We start from the raw sequence: 16,480 nt of genomic DNA on the forward strand, positions 1-16,480 counted from the left end.
CGGGTCATGGAGGACTACCTGCCTTTCGTCATCTCGGGCCTGGGCCTAGGCGCGGTCTATGCGCTCTCGGGCGTGGGGCTGGTGGTGCTCTATCGCTCGTCGGGCGTGTTGAATTTCGCGTTCGGCGCCATCGGCGCGATCGGCGCGTACGTGGCCTGGTCGCTGCTCGGAGCGGACTGGCCGCAGGGCCTCGCGTGGTGCGCGGCCATCGTCACGTCGATGCTGCTGTCGCTGGCCTACGGGCGGTTGCTCGCGCCGCGGCTGTCGCACCGCGACCCGACCATCCGCAGCATCGCCACACTGGGCTTCGCGCTGGTGGTGGTGGGCTTCACCGAGTGGTATTGGGGCGAGCAGCCGCGCCGGCTGGTGCTGCCCACCGATGCGGGCGCGCTGGAGTTCGTGCTCGGCGAGGTCGAGGTGCGGCTCACGCACACACGGGCGCTGGGGCTCGCACTGGCGGTGCTGATGATGGGGGGCGTCGGCCTGCTGCTGTCGAAGACGCGCGTGGGCCTCAAGATGCGCGCGCTGGCCAACGACCGCGACCTGAGCGCGCTGCTGGGCATTCGTGTGCTCGGCGTCGACACGGTGGCCTGGGTGTTGAGCGGCGCCTTCGCCGGCGTGTGCGGGCTGCTGCTGGCGAACATCGTGCGGCTGCAGGCCACGCTGCTGACCTTCCTGGTGATTCCGGCCTTTGCCGCGGCGATCATCGGGCGGCTGCATTCGCTGCCGGCCACGGTGGCCGGCGGCATCGCCATCGGCGTGCTCGAAGCGCTGGCGATCACCGTGCCGGGCTTTGCGGCGTTTCGCACCGCCACGCCGTTCCTGATTGCGCTGGCCATGATCGTCTTCTTTCGCACGGGGACGCGGCAGGCATGAGCGCTTCGATCTTCAACGGCGCGGTGCCGGCTTCCGATATCGCGGCAGCGCCCGCCTCGCTGGCCGAGGCATCGCGCCGCGCGCGCCTCTCGCTGGCCATGATGGTGGGCTGCGTGCTGCTCATCGGCATCGTCGTGCCGTGGCTGGCGAATGCCTACTGGATCAAGACGCTCACCTCGTCGCTCGCGCTGTCGATCGCGGCGGCCGGCGTGGCGCTGCTCTACGGCCAGCTGGGGCTGGTGTCGCTGTGCCAGTACGCGCTGCTCGGCGCGGGCGGCTGGATCGGATTGCGCGCGGGGCACGGGCTGGGCTGGCCTTTCGAGCTGTCGGTGCTCGCGGGTGGGTTGCTGTCGTGCGGGGTGGGCATGCTCGCGGGTTTGCCGGCGCTGCGGCTCAAGGGGCTTTATCTCGCGCTCGTTACGATGATGATGGCCGGCGGCTTCCAGGTGGTGATCAACGTCATGGGCTTTCCCGACGGCGGCGCGGGCTGGCTGGGCCGCGTGTTCGGCAGCGAGCGGCTGATGATGCCGCGGCCCGCGCTGGCGCTGTCCGATGCGGCGTACTTCCGCTACGTGGCGGTGTGGCTGGCGGCGGTGCTGGCGCTGATCGAGCTGCACCGGCGCACGCGGGCCGGCCGGTCGTGGGCGCTGATCCGGCGCGGCGAGGCCGCGGCCGTGGCGGCCGGCGTGAACATCCTGCGCTACCAGACCTGGGCCTTCGGGCTGGCGGGCTTCTGCGCCGGTGTGGCGGGCGCATTGCTCGCGGGCGGTGTGGGCCAGCTCGACGGGCGAGCCTTCACCGCGGGCGATTCGGTGATGCTGTTCGCGCTCACCGTGGTGGGTGGCGTGTACCACTGGGCCGGTGCGTTGATCGCGGGGCTGTTGCTGCGCGCCGTGCCGGCATTGCTTACGGACTTCGGCGTGAACGGCTATCTCGCAATGATCTTCTTCGGCGTTGCGTTGCTGCATGCGCTCATCACGGCGCCGAGCGGCATAGCCGGGCAACTGGCGGATGCGTTCGATGCGGTGCGCAAACGGTTCGCGCGTGGCGGCAAGGAGGCCGGCCCATGATCCGGGTGAGCGATCTCACCGTCGCCTTTGGGGGCGTCAAGGCCATCGACGGACTCAGCGCCGAACTCGATGCGCCCGTGTGCGGCCTGATCGGGCCGAACGGCGCGGGCAAGACCACGCTGGTCAACGTGTTGAGCGGCCTCGTGCAGCCGCGCGCCGGCACCGTCACGGTGGACGGCGCCGACCTGCTGGGCCTGAAGCCCATCGAGCGCGTGCGCTTTGGCTTGCGGCGTTCGTTCCAGACCGAACAGGTGGTGGAAGACCTGAGCGTGTGGGACAACGTGCGGGCGCTGCTCGACCACGTGCCGCATGCACGCGGCGATGCGGCTGGGCAGGTGGCGCGGGCGCTGTCCCACACCGGGCTGCTCGACGTGGCGACTGTCCTGGGCCAACGCCTGAACCTGTTCCAGCGCCGCATGCTGGAAATCGCGAAATCGCTGGTCGGCGCGCCCAAGCTGCTGCTGCTCGACGAGCCCGGCGCGGGCCTCACCGAGCAGGAGGCCGGCGCGCTGCGCCGCGTGATCGGCTCGGTGCATTCCTTCTGCGGCGCGCAGGTGCTGCTCATCGACCACGACGTCGACCTGATCGCGGCCATCTGCACACAGACGCTGGTGCTCGACTTCGGCTGCCGCCTCGCGCTTGGGCCGACGCGCGCGGTGCTCGACGATCCGGCCGTGCGCAAGGCCTACCTGGGGACGGAATGACATGCTGAGCATCCATGATCTGCGCCTGCAGCGCGGCGGCAAGGCCGTGTTGCACGGCATCGACCTGCAGGTGCCGCCAGGTGAGGTGACCGCGCTGCTCGGCGCCAACGGCGCGGGCAAGTCGAGCACGGTGATGGCCATCGCCGGCGTGCTGCCGCTCGCCGGCGGGCGCGTCGAGGTCGAGGGCCATGCGCTGCACGGCCAGCGGCCCGAGCGGGTGCGCGCGCTGGGCGTGGCGGTGGTGCCGGAGGGGCATCGCGTGCTCGGCGACCTGTCGGTGCTCGACAACCTGCGCGCCGCAGCCACGGCGCTGCCGGCGGCCCGCGTTGCGGATTCGATCGAGCAGGTGCTTGCGGTGTTTCCCGAGCTGCGCGTGAAGCTCGCGCTGCCCGCGCGCTCGCTCTCGGGCGGGCAGAAGCAGATGGTCTGCATCGCCCAGGCACTGATCGGCAAGCCGCGCTACCTGGCGATCGACGAACTCTCGTTGGGGCTCGCGCCCACCGTGGTCAAGCGGCTGGTGGAGGTGGTGCAGCAGGTCGCGCGCGAGGGCGTCGGCGTGCTACTGATCGAACAGTTCACGACCGTGGCGCTGGCCGTCTCCAGCCGCGCCTATGTGCTGGAGCGCGGGCGGATGGCGTTCGCGGGATCATCGGAAAAATTGCGCAGCCGGCCGGAGATCCTGCACAGCAGCTACCTGGCTGCGGCCTAGCTGCAGACCCTCAGTGCGCCAGCGCCGCCGAGGCGAGGGCCTGCTCGGCCTCGCGCCGCTGGAACTCGCGCGGCGCCACGCCGTACTGGGCCTTGAACGCGCGGCAGAAATGCGCGCTGCTGTTGAAGCCCCAGGCGAAGGCGATCTCGGACACCGAGATGCGGCGGCCGGCCGCGCTACGCAGCGCCTCGCTGCAGCGTTCGAGCCGCATCTGCCAGATGAAGCGGTCCAGCGTCTGGTCTTCGTCCTCGAACACGCGGTGCAGGTAACGCTTGGAGCAGCGCAGCTGCTGTGCGATGAGGTCCAGCGACAGCGCGGGGTCTGCCAGGTGCGCATGCACGAACTGCTTGACGCGGGCCTTCAGCACGCCGGGGACCGGATGCGCGCCGAACTGCTCGTCGGAGTGCGTGGCAAGCGTCGATGCGAGCAGGCTCAGCACGGTGTCGCTGACCGAGCGGCCGACCGCGTCGGGCAGCGAGGGCAGTTGATCGGCCAGCGAGGTGAGGAACGAGCCCAGCACGGCATAGAGCCCGCGCATCGCCGGCGTGTGTGCCTCGCAGGTGTGCAGGTCGGGGATCTTCATGCCCTTGAACTGCTGCCGCGGAATCGTGATGGCCAGCAGGCGCGAGCGCTCGGGGTTGGTGATCGCATAGGGCACGCGCGGGTCGTAGAGGCTCCAGTCGCCGGGGTGCAGATGAAACTCGCGGTCTCGCTGCGAGATGTGGCCGTGGCCGCCGAGTTGCAGCACCAGCTTGTAGTGGTCGTCCAGCACGATCTCCTGGCGCGTGTCGGGCCGCGCCACGCGGTGCGAGGGGGCTTCGATCGTGAAAATGCCCAGCGGACCCAGCGCGTAGGCATCCATGCGCGCGTCGAAGGTGCCCGCATCGAGGCACTGCACGCGCAGCGCGCCGAAGTACGACTCGCTGATCCGGCCCCAGCAGGCCTGGCGGTCCTCGGGGTGTTCGAGCAGCGTGCTGAAGTGGTTTGCGTTCATGCCGTGGTGTCTCTCTTGGGGGCGCCGAAAGCGCTTCCGCAGGATAGGCATGCAGGGGCGGGCGATCATCGGTGTTTCCACCCGGCCAGGGCGGGCCCTGCACTCCCGGTCAACGCGCGGTGCGCGCCGGGTCAACGCACGGATTGGTCGCCGAAGACGCCGGCCGAAGGAATCCGCAGCCCGATTCCGCCGATGGTAATGGCCTGTCGCGAAGCCGGCCTGCATTAAAAACAATTCGCGGGCAGCTTCGCTTAGATCGGTCGTTCTGGGTCTTGCATTTACCCGACCGCCATGGAATTCAATATCCTCAAAGATTCAAGTCCCGATTGAACCAAGCGACTGTCGGCGAAATTCTATGAATGAGTAATTTGCATTGGGCGAGAGTCGACGAGCCATTTCTGAAGGGCCGTCATCTGTCCAGCCACGAATTCGCGCGTCGGAACGTCAACACAGACTCCTTGCGAATCAAACTTTGATGCCGCCTGTCCAATAAAAATCTCTGGCTTTGGAAGTACCAGCGCATCCAGGAACAGCAGGACCTTGCGCAATTCGTACTGTACGCGCGCACCACCGAGTGGTCCCGTTGCCGCTGACACTATAGCGACCGGCTTTCTTTGAAAAGGCTGGTCGTACCCGCGCGACAGCCAGTCGAGGGTGTTTTTCAGCATTCCGGGGATCGAAAAGTTGTACTCAGGCGTCGCGATAACTACGGCGTCGGCTCGTCGAATCTTCTCTTTGAGAGACATGACGGATTTCGGGATACCTCGCGCCAAGTTGTCCGCGTCGAACGGAGGAACTTCGCGCCAATCCAGGATCTCGAGGGTCATCGCCGCCGGCATGCATTCACCCGCGAGCTTGAGCGCCATCGCGTTGTATGACGCGCTCCTTAAGCTTCCGCACAGGCCGACGACCTTGAATTCTGCGACGAAGGTCATTGAGGCTGGATCCCCGCCTTTGCCACGACGGACCGCCAGCGCTCGATTTCCCGCTTGACCATATCGGTCATCTGCCCCGGCGACGACGGGGCGGGCTCGCTCCCGAGATTGAACAGCGAGGCCTTGGTGGCCGAATCCTCGGCCGCCGTTCTGATGGCCTTGTTGAGCAGGTCGACGATGTCCGCGGGCGTACCGGCTGCGGCGGCAAGGCCCAGCCACGAACGGATCTCGAAGCCTTTCAATACTGCGGAGACCGGTGGGATCTCGAGCATCGAGGGCCACGGCTGCGCGCTGGTGACCGCCAGCGCGCGCAGGCGTCCCGACTTGATGTGCGGGGAGGCAACGGTGAGTGTGTCGGCCAGGATGTCCACGTCCCCCGCGATTACGGCCTGCACTGGCGCGCCACCGCCGCGGTAGGGCACATGCAGCAACTTGACGTTGGCCGTCACTCCGAGCAGCTCCCCGACCATATGCTGCGTGGAGCCGACGCCGACGGAAGTGAACGTCACTTCGTCCGGCTTCTTTCCCGCGAGCGCGAGCAGGTCCTGCAGGCTCTTGGCGGGATGCTCCGAACGCACCGCGATCACAAAAGGAAAGCTCGTCACGGTGGAGATGAACGAGAAATCCCGGATCGCGTCGAAAGGCAATGACTTCCGAAGCGCGGCGGATACCGTGTGGGCGCCTGTCAGCATGACGAGGTTGTAGCCATCCGGCTTCGACTTGGCTACGTAGTCGCTGGCGATGGCGCCGCCTGCGCCGCTCTTGATGTCGACCACCACGGGTTGTTTGAGCACGTCCTGCATCTTCTGCGCGAAGAGTCGGGACACTACATCGGCATTGCCGCCCGCACCGAAGCCATGCGTCAGCTGGAGGGCGCGCGAGGGATACCTGTCCTGTGCAAGGGCCGCGGGCACCAGCAAGCTTCCGGCCGCGCCAGCAATGAAGCTGCGTCTGCTGATCTGAACCATGTCTGTCTCCTGTTTTCTGTCTTATCGGTTTCCCGGCGTGAATCCCTGCCAGACCGCGTCGTAGTCGACCTGTAGGTTCCTAGCGGCCAGGGCCTGGGCGGTCGGCCTGAAGACATACCGGCTTTCGAACATGAAGGCCAGCGTGTCCCGGATCCGGTGAGGGGCAAGCTCCGCGGCGCTCGCCTTCTCGAATGTCGCCGCATCGGGGCCGTGCGGCAGCATGCAGTTGTGCAGGCTCATTCCGCCAGGGACGAAACCCTCGGCCTTGGCGTCGTAGACGCCGCGAACCAGCCCCATGAGCTCGCTCATGACGTTGCGATGGAACCATGGCGGACGGAAGGTGTCTTCGGCGACGAGCCAGCGCGGGGGGAAGATCACGAAGTCGCAGTTCGCCACGCCCGGCGTGTCGGTGCCCGACGTGAGCACGGTGTAAATCGACGGGTCCGGATGATCGAAGCTGATGGTGCCGATCGTCATGAACCGCGCCAGGTCGTACTTGTAAGGCGTGAGGTTGCCATGCCATGCGACGACGTCGAGCGGAGAATGCGGCTGGCCGCCTTCCCAGAGATGGCCGAGAAACTTGTTGACGATGCGCACCGGACCGACGTCGGTCTCGAAGGCCGCAACCGGCGCGAGGAAGTCTCTGGCATTGGCCAGACCGTTCGAACCGATCGGGCCGAGCTCCGGCAGCCGGAATGGCGCGCCGTAGTTCTCGCAGACATAGCCGCGGGCCTCTGCTTCAGGTAGTTCGACCCTGAATCGCATCCCGCGGGGCACGAGCGCAATTTCGCCGGGCTGCACATGCAGCTGCCCGAGCTCCGTGTGCAGCAGCAGCGCGCCCGTCTGCGGAACGATCAGGAACTCCCCATCCGAGTTCATGAAGTAGCGCCTTTCCATCGAGTGATTGGCGAGATAGACATGCACCGCGCAACCGGTCTGCGCATGGGCGTCGCCATTGCCAGCGATGGTGACCATGCCGTCGACGAAGTCGGCGGGGACGTCGGGCATTGGCCACGGGTCCCAGCGCAGACGGTTCGCCGGTGTTTCTGTCTCATTGAAGGGGCCGCTGCGCCAGCGCCGGTCGTCGATCCGTGCGAAAACTTCGTGCATCGCGCTAGGCTGGATGCGGTACATCCACGTCCTGCGGTTCTGTTCGCGTGGTGCGGTGAAGGCGGCCCCCGACAGCAGCTCCGCGTACAGCCCCATGGGCGCCTGCTGCGGCGAGTTACGCCCGACCGGCAGGGCGCCCGGGCGGGCCTCGCTGACGAACTGGTTTCCGAAGCCGCTCTGGTAGGAGATAGCGGGAACGTCCTTGCGCGCCATGGGGCTGGCTCCTTGCGTTGCGCGGGTCACTGTTGCCATTGCGGCGTGAAGAAATCGGCCGGGACGAGGATGCGGGACTCCTGGCTCTGCAGGAGCGGCAGCATCTTGGCGACATAGGCCTTGAAGCCCGGGTCCGCCATCAGCGCATGGCGCCGGCCCGTGCGTTCGTTCATGTCCTCGTAGGCCCACAGGTGAACGATCTGGCTGAGCGCGCCCGTCTCGGACCGGTAGTAGCCGACCATCCGTCCGAGGATGCGCTTCTGGATCTCCAGTCCCTCGGCTTCATACAGCGCGAGATATTCCCGCCATTTGCCGGGATGGGTTGTATACGTTCTCTGTTCGACGATCATGTCTGTCTCCTTCTGTGAATCAGTCCCGCGCCGCACGCAGGATCGCGCTGCACTGCCCGAAGCCGATGCCCACGTAGCCGGGCGCTTCGCAGCGGCCGGTGAGGGTGACTTCGTCGCCATCGGCCAGGAAGGTGCGCAGCTCGCCGCCGGGCAGCGTAAGCGGCCGGCTGCCGCCCGAAGTGATCTCGAGCAGGCTGCCGAGCGCGTCGACGCTGTCGCCCGATACGGTGCCGGAGCCCAGCAGGTCGCCGGTGTCGAGCGCGCCGCCATTGCTCGTGTGGTGTGCCAGCATCTGTGCGACGGTCCAGTAGAGAAGGTCGGTACCCGACCGCGACAGCCGCTGCGGTGGCAGTCCAGCAGCGGCCATCCGTTCGCTGCGCAAGTGGGCGTCGAGCGTGATGCGTAGTCCACCGTGGCGCTGGTCGGCGTCGTCCCACAGGTAGGGAAGGGGAGCCGGATCGCCCGCGGGCCTTGCCGCTGCTGGCGAGCGAAAAGGCACCAGTGCCTCGGCTGTGACGACCCAGGGCGATACCGTCGTCGCGAAGCTCTTCGCGAGAAATGGCCCCAGGGGTTGGTATTCCCAGGCCTGGATGTCGCGCGCCGACCAATCGTTGAGCAGCGAGAAGCCGAATACGTGTTTCCACGCATCACCGACCGTGATTGGCAGGCCCTGCCCGGACGGACTGCCGACATAGACGCCGAGCTCGACCTCGTAGTCCAGCCTTTGCGCCGGCGCAAAGCGCGGCTCCACGTCGCCCGGCGCCTTCAGCTGGCCGAACGGACGCTGCACCGGTGCGCCGCTGACGCGCACGCTGTTGGCCCGGCCGTTGTAGGCGATGGGCACATGCTTGTAGTTCGGCAGCAGCGGCATGTCCGGGCGGAACAGCCGACCGGCATTCGTTGCGTGGTGGATCGACGCGAAGAAATCGGTGAAGCCACCGACCTTCACCGGCATCAGCAGTTGCACCTCGTCCAGGCTAGACATCGCGCGACTGGCGGCGTCCCGGGTGGCCTTCGAGTCAGCACGCTCGGCCAGCAGTTGCGACAACCCCGCGCGCAAGGCTGAAGCGGCCGGTGCGCCCAGCGCCATCAGGTCGTTCAGCGTGGGGGCGCGGCAGGCGAGCGCAGCCGTGCCGGCGAGCCCGTCCAGATGTTCCGCACAAGCGCCGACATCGAGGATGCGGTCGCCGATGCCCACGCCGCAACGGGCCGGCCCGTCGCCGGCGCGCGGGCGGAACACGGCGAAGGGCAGGTTCTGGATCGGGAAGTCGGCGTCGGCTGCGTTGGCCGAGGCGACCCAACTGCGCAGGGCAGGGTCGTGGGTGGCGTTCGGCATTGCGTTCACAGGCTGTGTCCTCCGTCAATCACGATGCGTATGCCGGTGGCAGTCCGCAAGTGCGTCACGCAGGCCAGCACCGAGAGCGCCACATCCTCGGGCGTGACGATGCGCCCCAGCGGTGTGGCCGCAGCTTTCTTCTCCAGCTCCTCGCGGTTGCGTCCCTGGACGAAATCGGTGTCGACCGAGGCCGGCGACACACTGAGAAAGCGCACGCCCGGGCCGAAGGCGCGGGCCAGCGACACCGTCATCGTGTCCAGCGCGGCCTTGGCCGCGCAGTAGGCGACGTTGCTGCCCAGGCCGGTGAAGGCCGACACCGATGAAACGTTCACCACGGTGGCGGCGCTTGAGGCGCGCAGCAGTGGCAGCAGTGCGCGGGTGATCGAGAACGGCCCACCAGTGTTGGCCAGCAGGATCTCGTTGAAGAGCACGGGCGTCAGCGCATCCAGGTTGGCGTGCGGAATGCGCTGGGTGAAACCGGCCGAGTTCACGAGGATGTCGATGCGGCCGAACGCGGCCTGTAGCGATTCCGCGAGCGCCGCATGCGCGCCGCTGTCGGTCAGCGGCATGTGCAGGGTCTGGTGCCGCTCGCCGGGAAGCTGGGTGCGCAGCAGCTCGGCGCGTTGTTCGCCCTGATTGAAGCCGATGACGACCGTGGCACCCGATGCGGCCAGCAATCGGACGGTGGCGGCGCCGATGCCGCTGCTGCCGCCGGTGACGACGGCGACCTTGCCGTTCAGCGCATCGGATGCGCCAGGCTGTGAAAGAGTCATGATGGTTCGCTGTAGGGAGTGAAGAGGTCAGGCGTAGCGGACCAGCACCGACTTGGTCTCGAGGAAGGACTCGAAGGACTCCTCACCGAGGTCGCGTCCGTAGCCCGATGCACGCCGACCGCCTTCTGGCAGGCCCGGCCAGGGCATCGGCTCGGTATTGACGGCCACCTTGCCCGAGCGGATGAACGGCACGACCGAATGCATCGTGGCCAGGTCGCGCGTCCACAGGCAGGCCGACAGGCCGTAGGGCGTGTCGTTGGCCATCTGCACTGCCTCGTCCACGCCGTCGAACGGCGTGACCGTGATGACCGGGCCGAACAGCTCTTCGCGCACGATGGCGGCGGTCTGGTCCGCCACCGCGACCACGCTGGGGCGCACGTAGAAGCCCGCGGCATCGATGCGCGGGGCGGCGGTCAGCAATTCGGCGCCGGCCCGCTGGGCGGCGTCCAGGTGCTGCAGCACGTTTTGCTGCTGACGGGCGTTGACCAGCGGCCCAAGCTCGGTGTCCGGTGCCAGGCCGGCACCGAGACGCATCGCATCGGCGTGCCGTGCTAGGCGGTCGACTGCTTCGTCGTGGATGCGCCTGTCGACGTACAACCGCGATCCCGCCACGCACACCTGCCCGGAGTTGAGGAAGATGCTGCCGGCAATGCCGGGGATGGCCTTGTCCAGGTCGGCATCTGCAAACAGGATCTGCGGCGACTTGCCGCCCAGTTCCAACGTGGCCTTGGTGACGTTGCGTGCGGCGGCGAGCGCCACTTGCGTGCCGGTGCTGGTCGAGCCGGTGAAGGTGATCTTGTCGAGCGCCGGATGCGCCGCGAGAGCCGCCCCGGCCTCGGGGCCCGTGCCGGTGACCACGTTGACGACGCCTGCGGGGAAGCCTGCCTCGCGGACGAGCCCCGCCAGGTACAGCACGCTCAGCGAGGCCTCTTCGGACGGCTTGAGCACCACGGTGCAGCCGGCCGCGAGTGCCGGCGCGAGCTTCCACACCGACATCATCAGCGGCACATTCCACGGGATGATCGCGCCGACAACGCCCAGCGGCTCCTTCTGCGTGTAGCCGAAGAAGGCCGAGCCTGGGATCGGCACGCCGACCTGGACGGTGCGGCCGTTCGCGCGGCCCGCGAACCCGGCCATGTAGCGCAGCACGCCGATCGCACCGCCGACGTTCAGGTCGCGTGCCATCCAGATCGGCATGCCGACGTCGACCACCTCCAGTTCGGCCAGCGTCTGGCGGTCGCGTTCGATCAGGTCGGCCAGTCGGCGCAGCAGGGCTTCTCTCTCGGCGCCATGCATGCGCGGCCAGGGGCCGGTTTCGAAGGCGGTGCGTGCGGCGCGCACGGCCGCATCGATCTGCACCGAGCCGGCGGCTGCGATGCGGGCGATCGGCGTCGCGCTGCTCGGATCCACTGCCGGCAGGCTGTCCGAGATGGTCTGCCACTCACCGCCGATGAAGACGCGCGGCTCGTGTTCAAGTGCGATGCGGGTGGCTGTGCTCAGCAGCCCCAGGTTGTTCTGAAGCATGCTCAGGCCCTTTCGGATTGGATGAAGTCGGCCGCCCGCTCGGCGATCATGATCGTGCCGGCGTTCGTGTTGCCGCGGGGGATGGCCGGCATGACCGACACGTCGGCCACGCGCAGCCCCTGCAGACCGTGCACGCGCAATTGCGGGTCGACCACCGCCATGGCGTCGGTCCCCATCTTGCAGGTGCCGCCGGGGTGGTAGACGGTCTTGGCGTAGTGGCGCACGCGGGCGTCGATGGCGGCGTCGTCGTCGCCGGCGAACTCGGGCAAAGGCTCGATCTCCTGGCTCACAAGCGCGGCGAGCGATGGGGCAGCCAGGATTCGGCGCGCCAGCCGGACGCCTTCGCGCAGCACGCGTACGTCGTCCTCGTCGGCCAGCGCACCGGCGTCCAGCCAGGGCAGGTCGAGCGGATCGCTGCTGCGCAGTCGCAACTCGCCGCGCGACTTCGGTGCGAGCTGGCAGGGGTTCAGCGTGAGCCCGTGCACCATCGGCGGCGCGCGGTCCACGTCGCCCACCAGCACCGGCAGCACGTGGAACTGGACGTCCGCGCGCCCGTCGCCGTCTGTGTCGAAGAAGCCACCCGACTCGACCACGTTCGAGGTCATCAGGCCGCTCTTGAAGAGAGCCCATTGCGCGCCGTGCCGCAAAGCCGTCAGGCCGCGGTCGTGTCCGAACAGGCTGATCGGTTCGCGTGTCTGGCCATACACCGGCACTTCGAGATGGTCTTGGTAGTTGCGGCCGACGCCGGCCAGATCTTTCACCTGCGGGACCCCGACCGCCTGCAGTTGTGCGCCCGGCCCGACCCCCGACTGGAGCAGGATCTTGGCGCTGCCCAGGCCGCCTGCGCAGAGGATCACCTCGCGCCTGGCGCGGAAGGCGACCTTGGCGTGGTGCCCCTTGCTCTCCAGGCATTCGATGCCGGTGGCGCGCGTGCCGTCGAACAGCACGCGTGCGGCCGTCAGATCGGTGCGCACGTCGAGGTTCGGGCGTCCCATCGCGGGCCGCAGGAAAAAGCGCGCCGTGTTGCCGCGCTCGCCCTCGAAGGACGTGATCTGATAGAACCCGGCGCCCAGTTGCGAGGCACCGTTGAAGTCGTGGTTGAACGGCAGGCCGACCTCCTGTGCGGAGCGCACGAACGCCGCGTTAAGCGCATGGCGGTAGGGCGTGTCGATGACCTTGAGGGGGCCGGCGGCACCGTGGTACACGTCGGACAGGCGCTGGTTCCCCTCGGACTGGCGAAACCACGGCAGCACGTCGTCGTAGCCCCAGCCCTTGCAGCCGCCGTCCCGCCAGTCGTCATAGTCCTGGCGATCGCCGCGGATATAGATCATGCCGTTCATGGAGCCGCTGCCACCCAGCGTGCGGCCCTGCGGCACGAAAGCAGTGCGCCCGCCCAGGCCGGCCTGCGGCTCCGATTGATAGTCCCACATCCGGTGCGTGCCGAACACGCGGCTGAAGCCGGCCGGCATGCGGATGAAGATGCTGTTGTCGCGGGCGCCGGCTTCGATCAGCAGTACGCGCTGCGTCGGGTCGGCGGACAGGCGGTTGGCCAGCACACAGCCGGCGGAGCCGCCGCCCACCACGATGTAGTCATAGTCTTGCGACGTGTTCACGGAAGAGTCTCTGGGTTGTTGTGGAAGGAGTCGTCCAGCCGCACGCGGCCGCGTTCGATGGCGAAGCGCCAGTCGCACAGACCCTCGAGGTTCGCGCCCTCGGAGTCGGTGACCAGGATGGTCGGGCCCTGGTGCCGTAGGGCGCGCAGCACCGCCGCGAGCCGTTGCACCAGGGCCGGCGCGACGCCCTCGAAGGGCTCGTCGAGCAGCAGCAGGCGCTGTCCCTGGCAGATGGCGCGCGCTAGCGCGGCCAGCTTCTGCTGCCCACCGGAAAGCTGGTTGCCGCGCCGCTGAATCAGCGGAGCGAGTTCCGGGATCATGTCGAGCACGCCGGCCACGCGCCGGTTGCGCTCCGTGGCGTCGAGCCGAGCGACCTCAAGGGGCAGTTCGATGTTGGCCCGCACCGTCAGCTCGGGAATCAGCCGCCGGTCTTCGGGCATATAGCCGATGCCCAGGCGCGCGCGGTGCTGGGTGGGCCAGCCGGTGACGTCGATGCCATCGAGCCAGACCTGGCCCGAGGCCGCGGGCAGCACGCCGATCAGCGTGCGCATCAGCGTGGTCTTGCCTGCGCCGTTGTGGCCGACCACGCCCAGCACGGCGCCCTGGGGTGCATCCAGATCGACCTGCTCCAGGATCGATACAGGCCCGACAGCCACGCAAAGCTTGCGCGTCTCGATCATGCGGCACCTGCCTTTCCGGCTACTGCCGGGGTCTTGCCACGCAGCACGGCGGAGGCGACCTGGGCGTCGCGCATGACCGCGTCGGGTGCACCGTCGGCGATCATCAACCCGTCGCGGAAGGCGAGGATGCGCGTCACGTAGCGGCGCACCACGTCCATGTCATGCTCCACGAAGAGCACGGTGACGCCGCGCGCGCGGATGGCGTCGAACACGACCTCCATCAACGRCATCTTCTCGGCGGACGACACGCCGCTGGCAGGTTCGTCCAGCAACAGCAGCTTCGGCTTCAGCGACAAGGCCATCGCGATATCAATCAACTTGCGCTGCCCCTGGGGAACCAGGTTGACCGRCCGCTCGCCGATGGACTGCAAGCCGAAGCGCCCGAGCACCTCGGTGGCGCGGGCCTGGCTCTGCGCGGAATGCAAGGGGTTCAGCAGTCCCCCGGTGGAGCCGTCCGCCAGTGCCAGGGCGAAGAGAAGGTGCTCGCGCACTGTCATCGCGGGGAAGAGCTGCGGCACCTGGAACGAACGCGCCATACCGTGCGCCACGAGCTCGCGCGGACTTCGCCCGAGGGTGCTGCGGCCGTCGAGCAGGATGTCGCCGCCGGTCGGGCGCAGGTAGCCGGTCACCATGTTGAGGAAGGTCGTCTTGCCGGCGCCGTTGGTGCCGATCAGGCCGACGACGTCGCCCTTGGCGATGCGCACACTGACCTTGTTCACGGCCACGACGGCACCGAAGCGGACGGTGAGGTCGCGTGTTTCGAGGAGCGGTGCCGTGCTCATGAATGGACCTTCCCGCGTGTCTTCAGGATGCTGGACAGCCCACTTGGGAAGCGCACGATCAGCAGCAGCAGGGTCGCACCCAGCACGAACTTCCAGTACTGCGGTGCGTACTCGAAGGCCAGCGCATGGATGCCTTCGAGCACGAAGGCGGCGGCCAGCGAGCCCCAGATGCCGCCCGCACCAGCGAGGATCGCGATGAACACGAACTCACCGGAAGTCATCCAGAAGCCCATGCCCGGATCGACCTGGCCGACCAGGATCGCGACGAGCGCGCCCGCGCCGCCGGCCAGCGCGCCGGACGCCGTGTACTCCATGTGGATCACCCGGCTGGGCGAACAGCCGAGGTACTCCATGCGAACCTCGTTCTCGCGAATGGCGGTGCCGATGTGGCCCATCGCCGTCGCCAGGTAGCGCGAGACGCCCCAGGCCGCGAGCAGCGTGACCACCGCCGTCAGCAGATAGACGGAACGGATCGCGCCCAGGCCCGCGGTCTGCACCGCGAAGAAGGATGCGCGTGCCACCGTGAAGCCGTCCGACGAGCCCAGGCTCTGCGACTTGAGCAGCACGCCGTACAGGATCATCGACAGGGCCATCGACAGCATGGCGAAGAAGATGCCGCGGTAGCGGCGCATCAGGAAGCCGGCGACGAAGGCCACGCCGCCGGACAGCAGGCTCGCCAGCGCGAGCAGCAACAGCGTGTCGCGGATGCCGAGCCAGGGCGTGCCGAGTCCGGTGACATAGCCGCCCAGGCAGTAGTACAGCGCGTGACCGAAGGGCACCAGGCCGGCGCGCAAAAGCAGCAGCAGGCCGAGCGCGACCAGGCCCTTGGCGAGTGCCACGGCCAGCAGGCTCATCAGCCAGCTTGGCGTGAAGAAGGCGGCCGCGGCCAGCACGGCCAGCAGCCCGAGCAGGGATGCGTCGGATCGGCGAAGGGAATTCATATCTTTCTCAGTGCGGCTTGGGGGAACAGCCCTTCGGGCCGCACGGCGAGCACGAGCGCCATCACCGCGTAGACGATGAACACTTCGGCAAAGGGAAACAGATGGATGGTTGCGGCGCGCGCCAGCCCGACGACCAGCGCACCCACGGCGGCGCCCGGGATGCTGCCCATGCCGCCAATCACGATGACCGCGAAGGTCACGACGATGACCTCGGCGCCGAGGCCCGGTGCCACCTGGATCATGGGCGCGGTGAGTGCCCCGCCCAGCGCGGCGAGGACGGCGCCGAGGATGAAGGTCCCCAGGTAGAGCCGTTCAACGTTGATGCCCATGGCGGCCGACATCTCGGGGTCCCGGATGATGGCCGCGAGGCAGCGCCCGGTGCGTGTGCGCTGCAGCAGCCACCAGAGCAGCAGGCCGACCGAGATGGCAGCGGCGAGCAGCACGAACTCGTAGTTATTGAAGCGCAGGCCATTGATCTCGGAACTGCCCAGCAAGCCGTAGGGTGCGCTCGCCGGGTAGGCCGAGGTGCCCCAGATGAACTGGATCACGTCGTCCAGCACCAGCAGCAGGGCATAGGTCGCGAGCGCCAGCGACACTTCGTCGCGGCCGCGCAGCCGGCGCAGCACGCCGCACTCCAGGGCCAGGCCCATCACGATACCGGCGACCACGGCCGTGCCGAGCTGGATCGCGAACGCAGCGAAGGAGGGCGGCCGGTCGGCAAACCAGTAGCCCATTGCCGTGGCAGCGACGTAGGCGCCGATGGCATAGAGGTTGCCGTGCGCGATGTTCAGGACCTTCATCACACCGAAGATCAGGGTCAGTCCGGCGGCCACGAGGAAGAGCCAAGCGCCGTAGATCAGGCCGTCGATGAGGATGGTGAGCAGTGTCGACATGGGACGGTC

Annotated in this window: 17 protein-coding genes; 4 read left to right on the plus strand and 13 right to left on the minus strand. The window is 67.9% G+C overall.

Annotated features, from left to right (window positions below; all coding sequences use genetic code 11):
* The first annotated feature begins 6 nt into the window (after positions 1-6).
* From AC1D2E_RS00230 to AC1D2E_RS00245, 4 genes are read left to right on the plus strand one after another with little or no spacing between them, the layout of a single operon-like run.
* The gene (locus AC1D2E_RS00230; protein WP_478195523.1) at positions 7-876 is read left to right on the plus strand and encodes a branched-chain amino acid ABC transporter permease; all 870 of its coding nucleotides are present in this window, start codon (positions 7-9) and stop codon (positions 874-876) included.
* On the plus strand, positions 873-1,946 hold the full coding sequence (locus AC1D2E_RS00235; RefSeq protein ID WP_478195524.1) for a branched-chain amino acid ABC transporter permease: 1,074 nt from the start codon (positions 873-875) through the stop codon (positions 1,944-1,946). Before AC1D2E_RS00230 ends, AC1D2E_RS00235 begins: the two co-directional genes overlap by 4 nt.
* The gene (locus AC1D2E_RS00240; protein WP_478195525.1) at positions 1,943-2,650 is read left to right on the plus strand and encodes an ABC transporter ATP-binding protein; all 708 of its coding nucleotides are present in this window, start codon (positions 1,943-1,945) and stop codon (positions 2,648-2,650) included. Before AC1D2E_RS00235 ends, AC1D2E_RS00240 begins: the two co-directional genes overlap by 4 nt.
* 1 nt (position 2,651) lies before the next feature.
* Positions 2,652-3,359 carry an ABC transporter ATP-binding protein gene (locus tag AC1D2E_RS00245; protein ID WP_478195526.1) on the plus strand — a complete coding sequence of 236 codons (708 nt, stop codon included), beginning with the start codon at positions 2,652-2,654 and terminating at the stop codon, positions 3,357-3,359.
* Between the two features lie 10 nt (positions 3,360-3,369).
* Here AC1D2E_RS00245 and AC1D2E_RS00250 read toward each other — a convergent pair whose 3' ends face one another.
* From AC1D2E_RS00250 to AC1D2E_RS00310, 13 genes are all read right to left on the minus strand, one after another.
* Positions 3,370-4,353, minus strand: coding sequence for an AraC-like ligand-binding domain-containing protein (locus AC1D2E_RS00250; protein WP_478195527.1), 984 nt, complete (start codon positions 4,351-4,353; stop codon positions 3,370-3,372).
* Between the two features lie 353 nt (positions 4,354-4,706).
* Entirely contained in the window at positions 4,707-5,288 is a 582-nt protein-coding gene (locus AC1D2E_RS00255) for an NADPH-dependent FMN reductase (RefSeq protein WP_478195528.1), read from the minus strand.
* Entirely contained in the window at positions 5,285-6,256 is a 972-nt protein-coding gene (locus AC1D2E_RS00260; protein WP_478195529.1) for a tripartite tricarboxylate transporter substrate binding protein, read from the minus strand. Before AC1D2E_RS00260 ends, AC1D2E_RS00255 begins: the two co-directional genes overlap by 4 nt.
* A 21-nt stretch (positions 6,257-6,277) precedes the next feature.
* Positions 6,278-7,579 (minus strand): homogentisate 1,2-dioxygenase, encoded by a 1,302-nt coding sequence (gene hmgA / locus AC1D2E_RS00265; RefSeq protein ID WP_478195530.1) that lies wholly within the window; start codon positions 7,577-7,579, stop codon positions 6,278-6,280.
* A 26-nt stretch (positions 7,580-7,605) separates the two neighbouring features.
* Positions 7,606-7,929, minus strand: coding sequence for an NIPSNAP family protein (locus AC1D2E_RS00270; protein WP_478195531.1), 324 nt, complete (start codon positions 7,927-7,929; stop codon positions 7,606-7,608).
* A gap of 19 nt (positions 7,930-7,948) precedes the next feature.
* Complete coding sequence (gene fahA / locus AC1D2E_RS00275; RefSeq protein WP_478195683.1) at positions 7,949-9,265, minus strand: fumarylacetoacetase; 1,317 nt, start codon at positions 9,263-9,265, stop codon at positions 7,949-7,951.
* A 5-nt stretch (positions 9,266-9,270) separates the two neighbouring features.
* Positions 9,271-10,038 (minus strand): SDR family NAD(P)-dependent oxidoreductase, encoded by a 768-nt coding sequence (locus tag AC1D2E_RS00280; protein ID WP_478195532.1) that lies wholly within the window; start codon positions 10,036-10,038, stop codon positions 9,271-9,273.
* Positions 10,039-10,065: 27 nt separating this feature from the next.
* The gene (locus AC1D2E_RS00285; protein WP_478195533.1) at positions 10,066-11,562 is read right to left on the minus strand and encodes an aldehyde dehydrogenase family protein; all 1,497 of its coding nucleotides are present in this window, start codon (positions 11,560-11,562) and stop codon (positions 10,066-10,068) included.
* Between the two features lie 2 nt (positions 11,563-11,564).
* Positions 11,565-13,175 (minus strand): GMC family oxidoreductase, encoded by a 1,611-nt coding sequence (locus AC1D2E_RS00290; protein ID WP_478195534.1) that lies wholly within the window; start codon positions 13,173-13,175, stop codon positions 11,565-11,567.
* On the minus strand, positions 13,172-13,855 hold the full coding sequence (locus AC1D2E_RS00295; RefSeq protein WP_478195535.1) for an ABC transporter ATP-binding protein: 684 nt from the start codon (positions 13,853-13,855) through the stop codon (positions 13,172-13,174). The genes AC1D2E_RS00290 and AC1D2E_RS00295 overlap by 4 nt, the downstream gene beginning before the upstream one ends.
* A complete protein-coding gene (locus tag AC1D2E_RS00300) occupies positions 13,852-14,637 on the minus strand; it encodes an ABC transporter ATP-binding protein (protein ID WP_478195536.1) in 786 nt (261 codons plus the stop codon). Before AC1D2E_RS00300 ends, AC1D2E_RS00295 begins: the two co-directional genes overlap by 4 nt.
* Positions 14,634-15,578 (minus strand): branched-chain amino acid ABC transporter permease, encoded by a 945-nt coding sequence (locus AC1D2E_RS00305; RefSeq protein ID WP_478195537.1) that lies wholly within the window; start codon positions 15,576-15,578, stop codon positions 14,634-14,636. The genes AC1D2E_RS00300 and AC1D2E_RS00305 overlap by 4 nt, the downstream gene beginning before the upstream one ends.
* On the minus strand, positions 15,575-16,471 hold the full coding sequence (locus AC1D2E_RS00310; RefSeq protein WP_478195538.1) for a branched-chain amino acid ABC transporter permease: 897 nt from the start codon (positions 16,469-16,471) through the stop codon (positions 15,575-15,577). Before AC1D2E_RS00310 ends, AC1D2E_RS00305 begins: the two co-directional genes overlap by 4 nt.
* Positions 16,472-16,480 lie beyond the last annotated feature (9 nt).

It is taken from the genome of Variovorax sp. P1_H2, from assembly GCF_056405295.1.

What these genes read in the sequence shown, in the direction of transcription:
- AC1D2E_RS00270 (WP_478195531.1), bottom strand. Translation starts at nt 7,929, where the DNA reads ATGATCGTCGAACAGAGAACGTATACAACCCATCCCGGCAAATGGCGG.
- AC1D2E_RS00235 (WP_478195524.1), top strand. Translation starts at nt 873, where the DNA reads ATGAGCGCTTCGATCTTCAACGGCGCGGTGCCGGCTTCCGATATCGCG.
- AC1D2E_RS00240 (WP_478195525.1), top strand. Translation starts at nt 1,943, where the DNA reads ATGATCCGGGTGAGCGATCTCACCGTCGCCTTTGGGGGCGTCAAGGCC.
- AC1D2E_RS00285 (WP_478195533.1), bottom strand. Translation starts at nt 11,562, where the DNA reads ATGCTTCAGAACAACCTGGGGCTGCTGAGCACAGCCACCCGCATCGCA.
- hmgA (WP_478195530.1), bottom strand. Translation starts at nt 7,579, where the DNA reads ATGGCGCGCAAGGACGTTCCCGCTATCTCCTACCAGAGCGGCTTCGGA.
- AC1D2E_RS00245 (WP_478195526.1), top strand. Translation starts at nt 2,652, where the DNA reads ATGCTGAGCATCCATGATCTGCGCCTGCAGCGCGGCGGCAAGGCCGTG.
- AC1D2E_RS00280 (WP_478195532.1), bottom strand. Translation starts at nt 10,038, where the DNA reads ATGACTCTTTCACAGCCTGGCGCATCCGATGCGCTGAACGGCAAGGTC.
- AC1D2E_RS00305 (WP_478195537.1), bottom strand. Translation starts at nt 15,578, where the DNA reads ATGAATTCCCTTCGCCGATCCGACGCATCCCTGCTCGGGCTGCTGGCC.
- fahA (WP_478195683.1), bottom strand. Translation starts at nt 9,265, where the DNA reads ATGCCGAACGCCACCCACGACCCTGCCCTGCGCAGTTGGGTCGCCTCG.
- AC1D2E_RS00295 (WP_478195535.1), bottom strand. Translation starts at nt 13,855, where the DNA reads ATGATCGAGACGCGCAAGCTTTGCGTGGCTGTCGGGCCTGTATCGATC.
- AC1D2E_RS00255 (WP_478195528.1), bottom strand. Translation starts at nt 5,288, where the DNA reads ATGACCTTCGTCGCAGAATTCAAGGTCGTCGGCCTGTGCGGAAGCTTA.
- AC1D2E_RS00310 (WP_478195538.1), bottom strand. Translation starts at nt 16,471, where the DNA reads ATGTCGACACTGCTCACCATCCTCATCGACGGCCTGATCTACGGCGCT.
- AC1D2E_RS00260 (WP_478195529.1), bottom strand. Translation starts at nt 6,256, where the DNA reads ATGGTTCAGATCAGCAGACGCAGCTTCATTGCTGGCGCGGCCGGAAGC.
- AC1D2E_RS00250 (WP_478195527.1), bottom strand. Translation starts at nt 4,353, where the DNA reads ATGAACGCAAACCACTTCAGCACGCTGCTCGAACACCCCGAGGACCGC.
- AC1D2E_RS00230 (WP_478195523.1), top strand. Translation starts at nt 7, where the DNA reads ATGGAGGACTACCTGCCTTTCGTCATCTCGGGCCTGGGCCTAGGCGCG.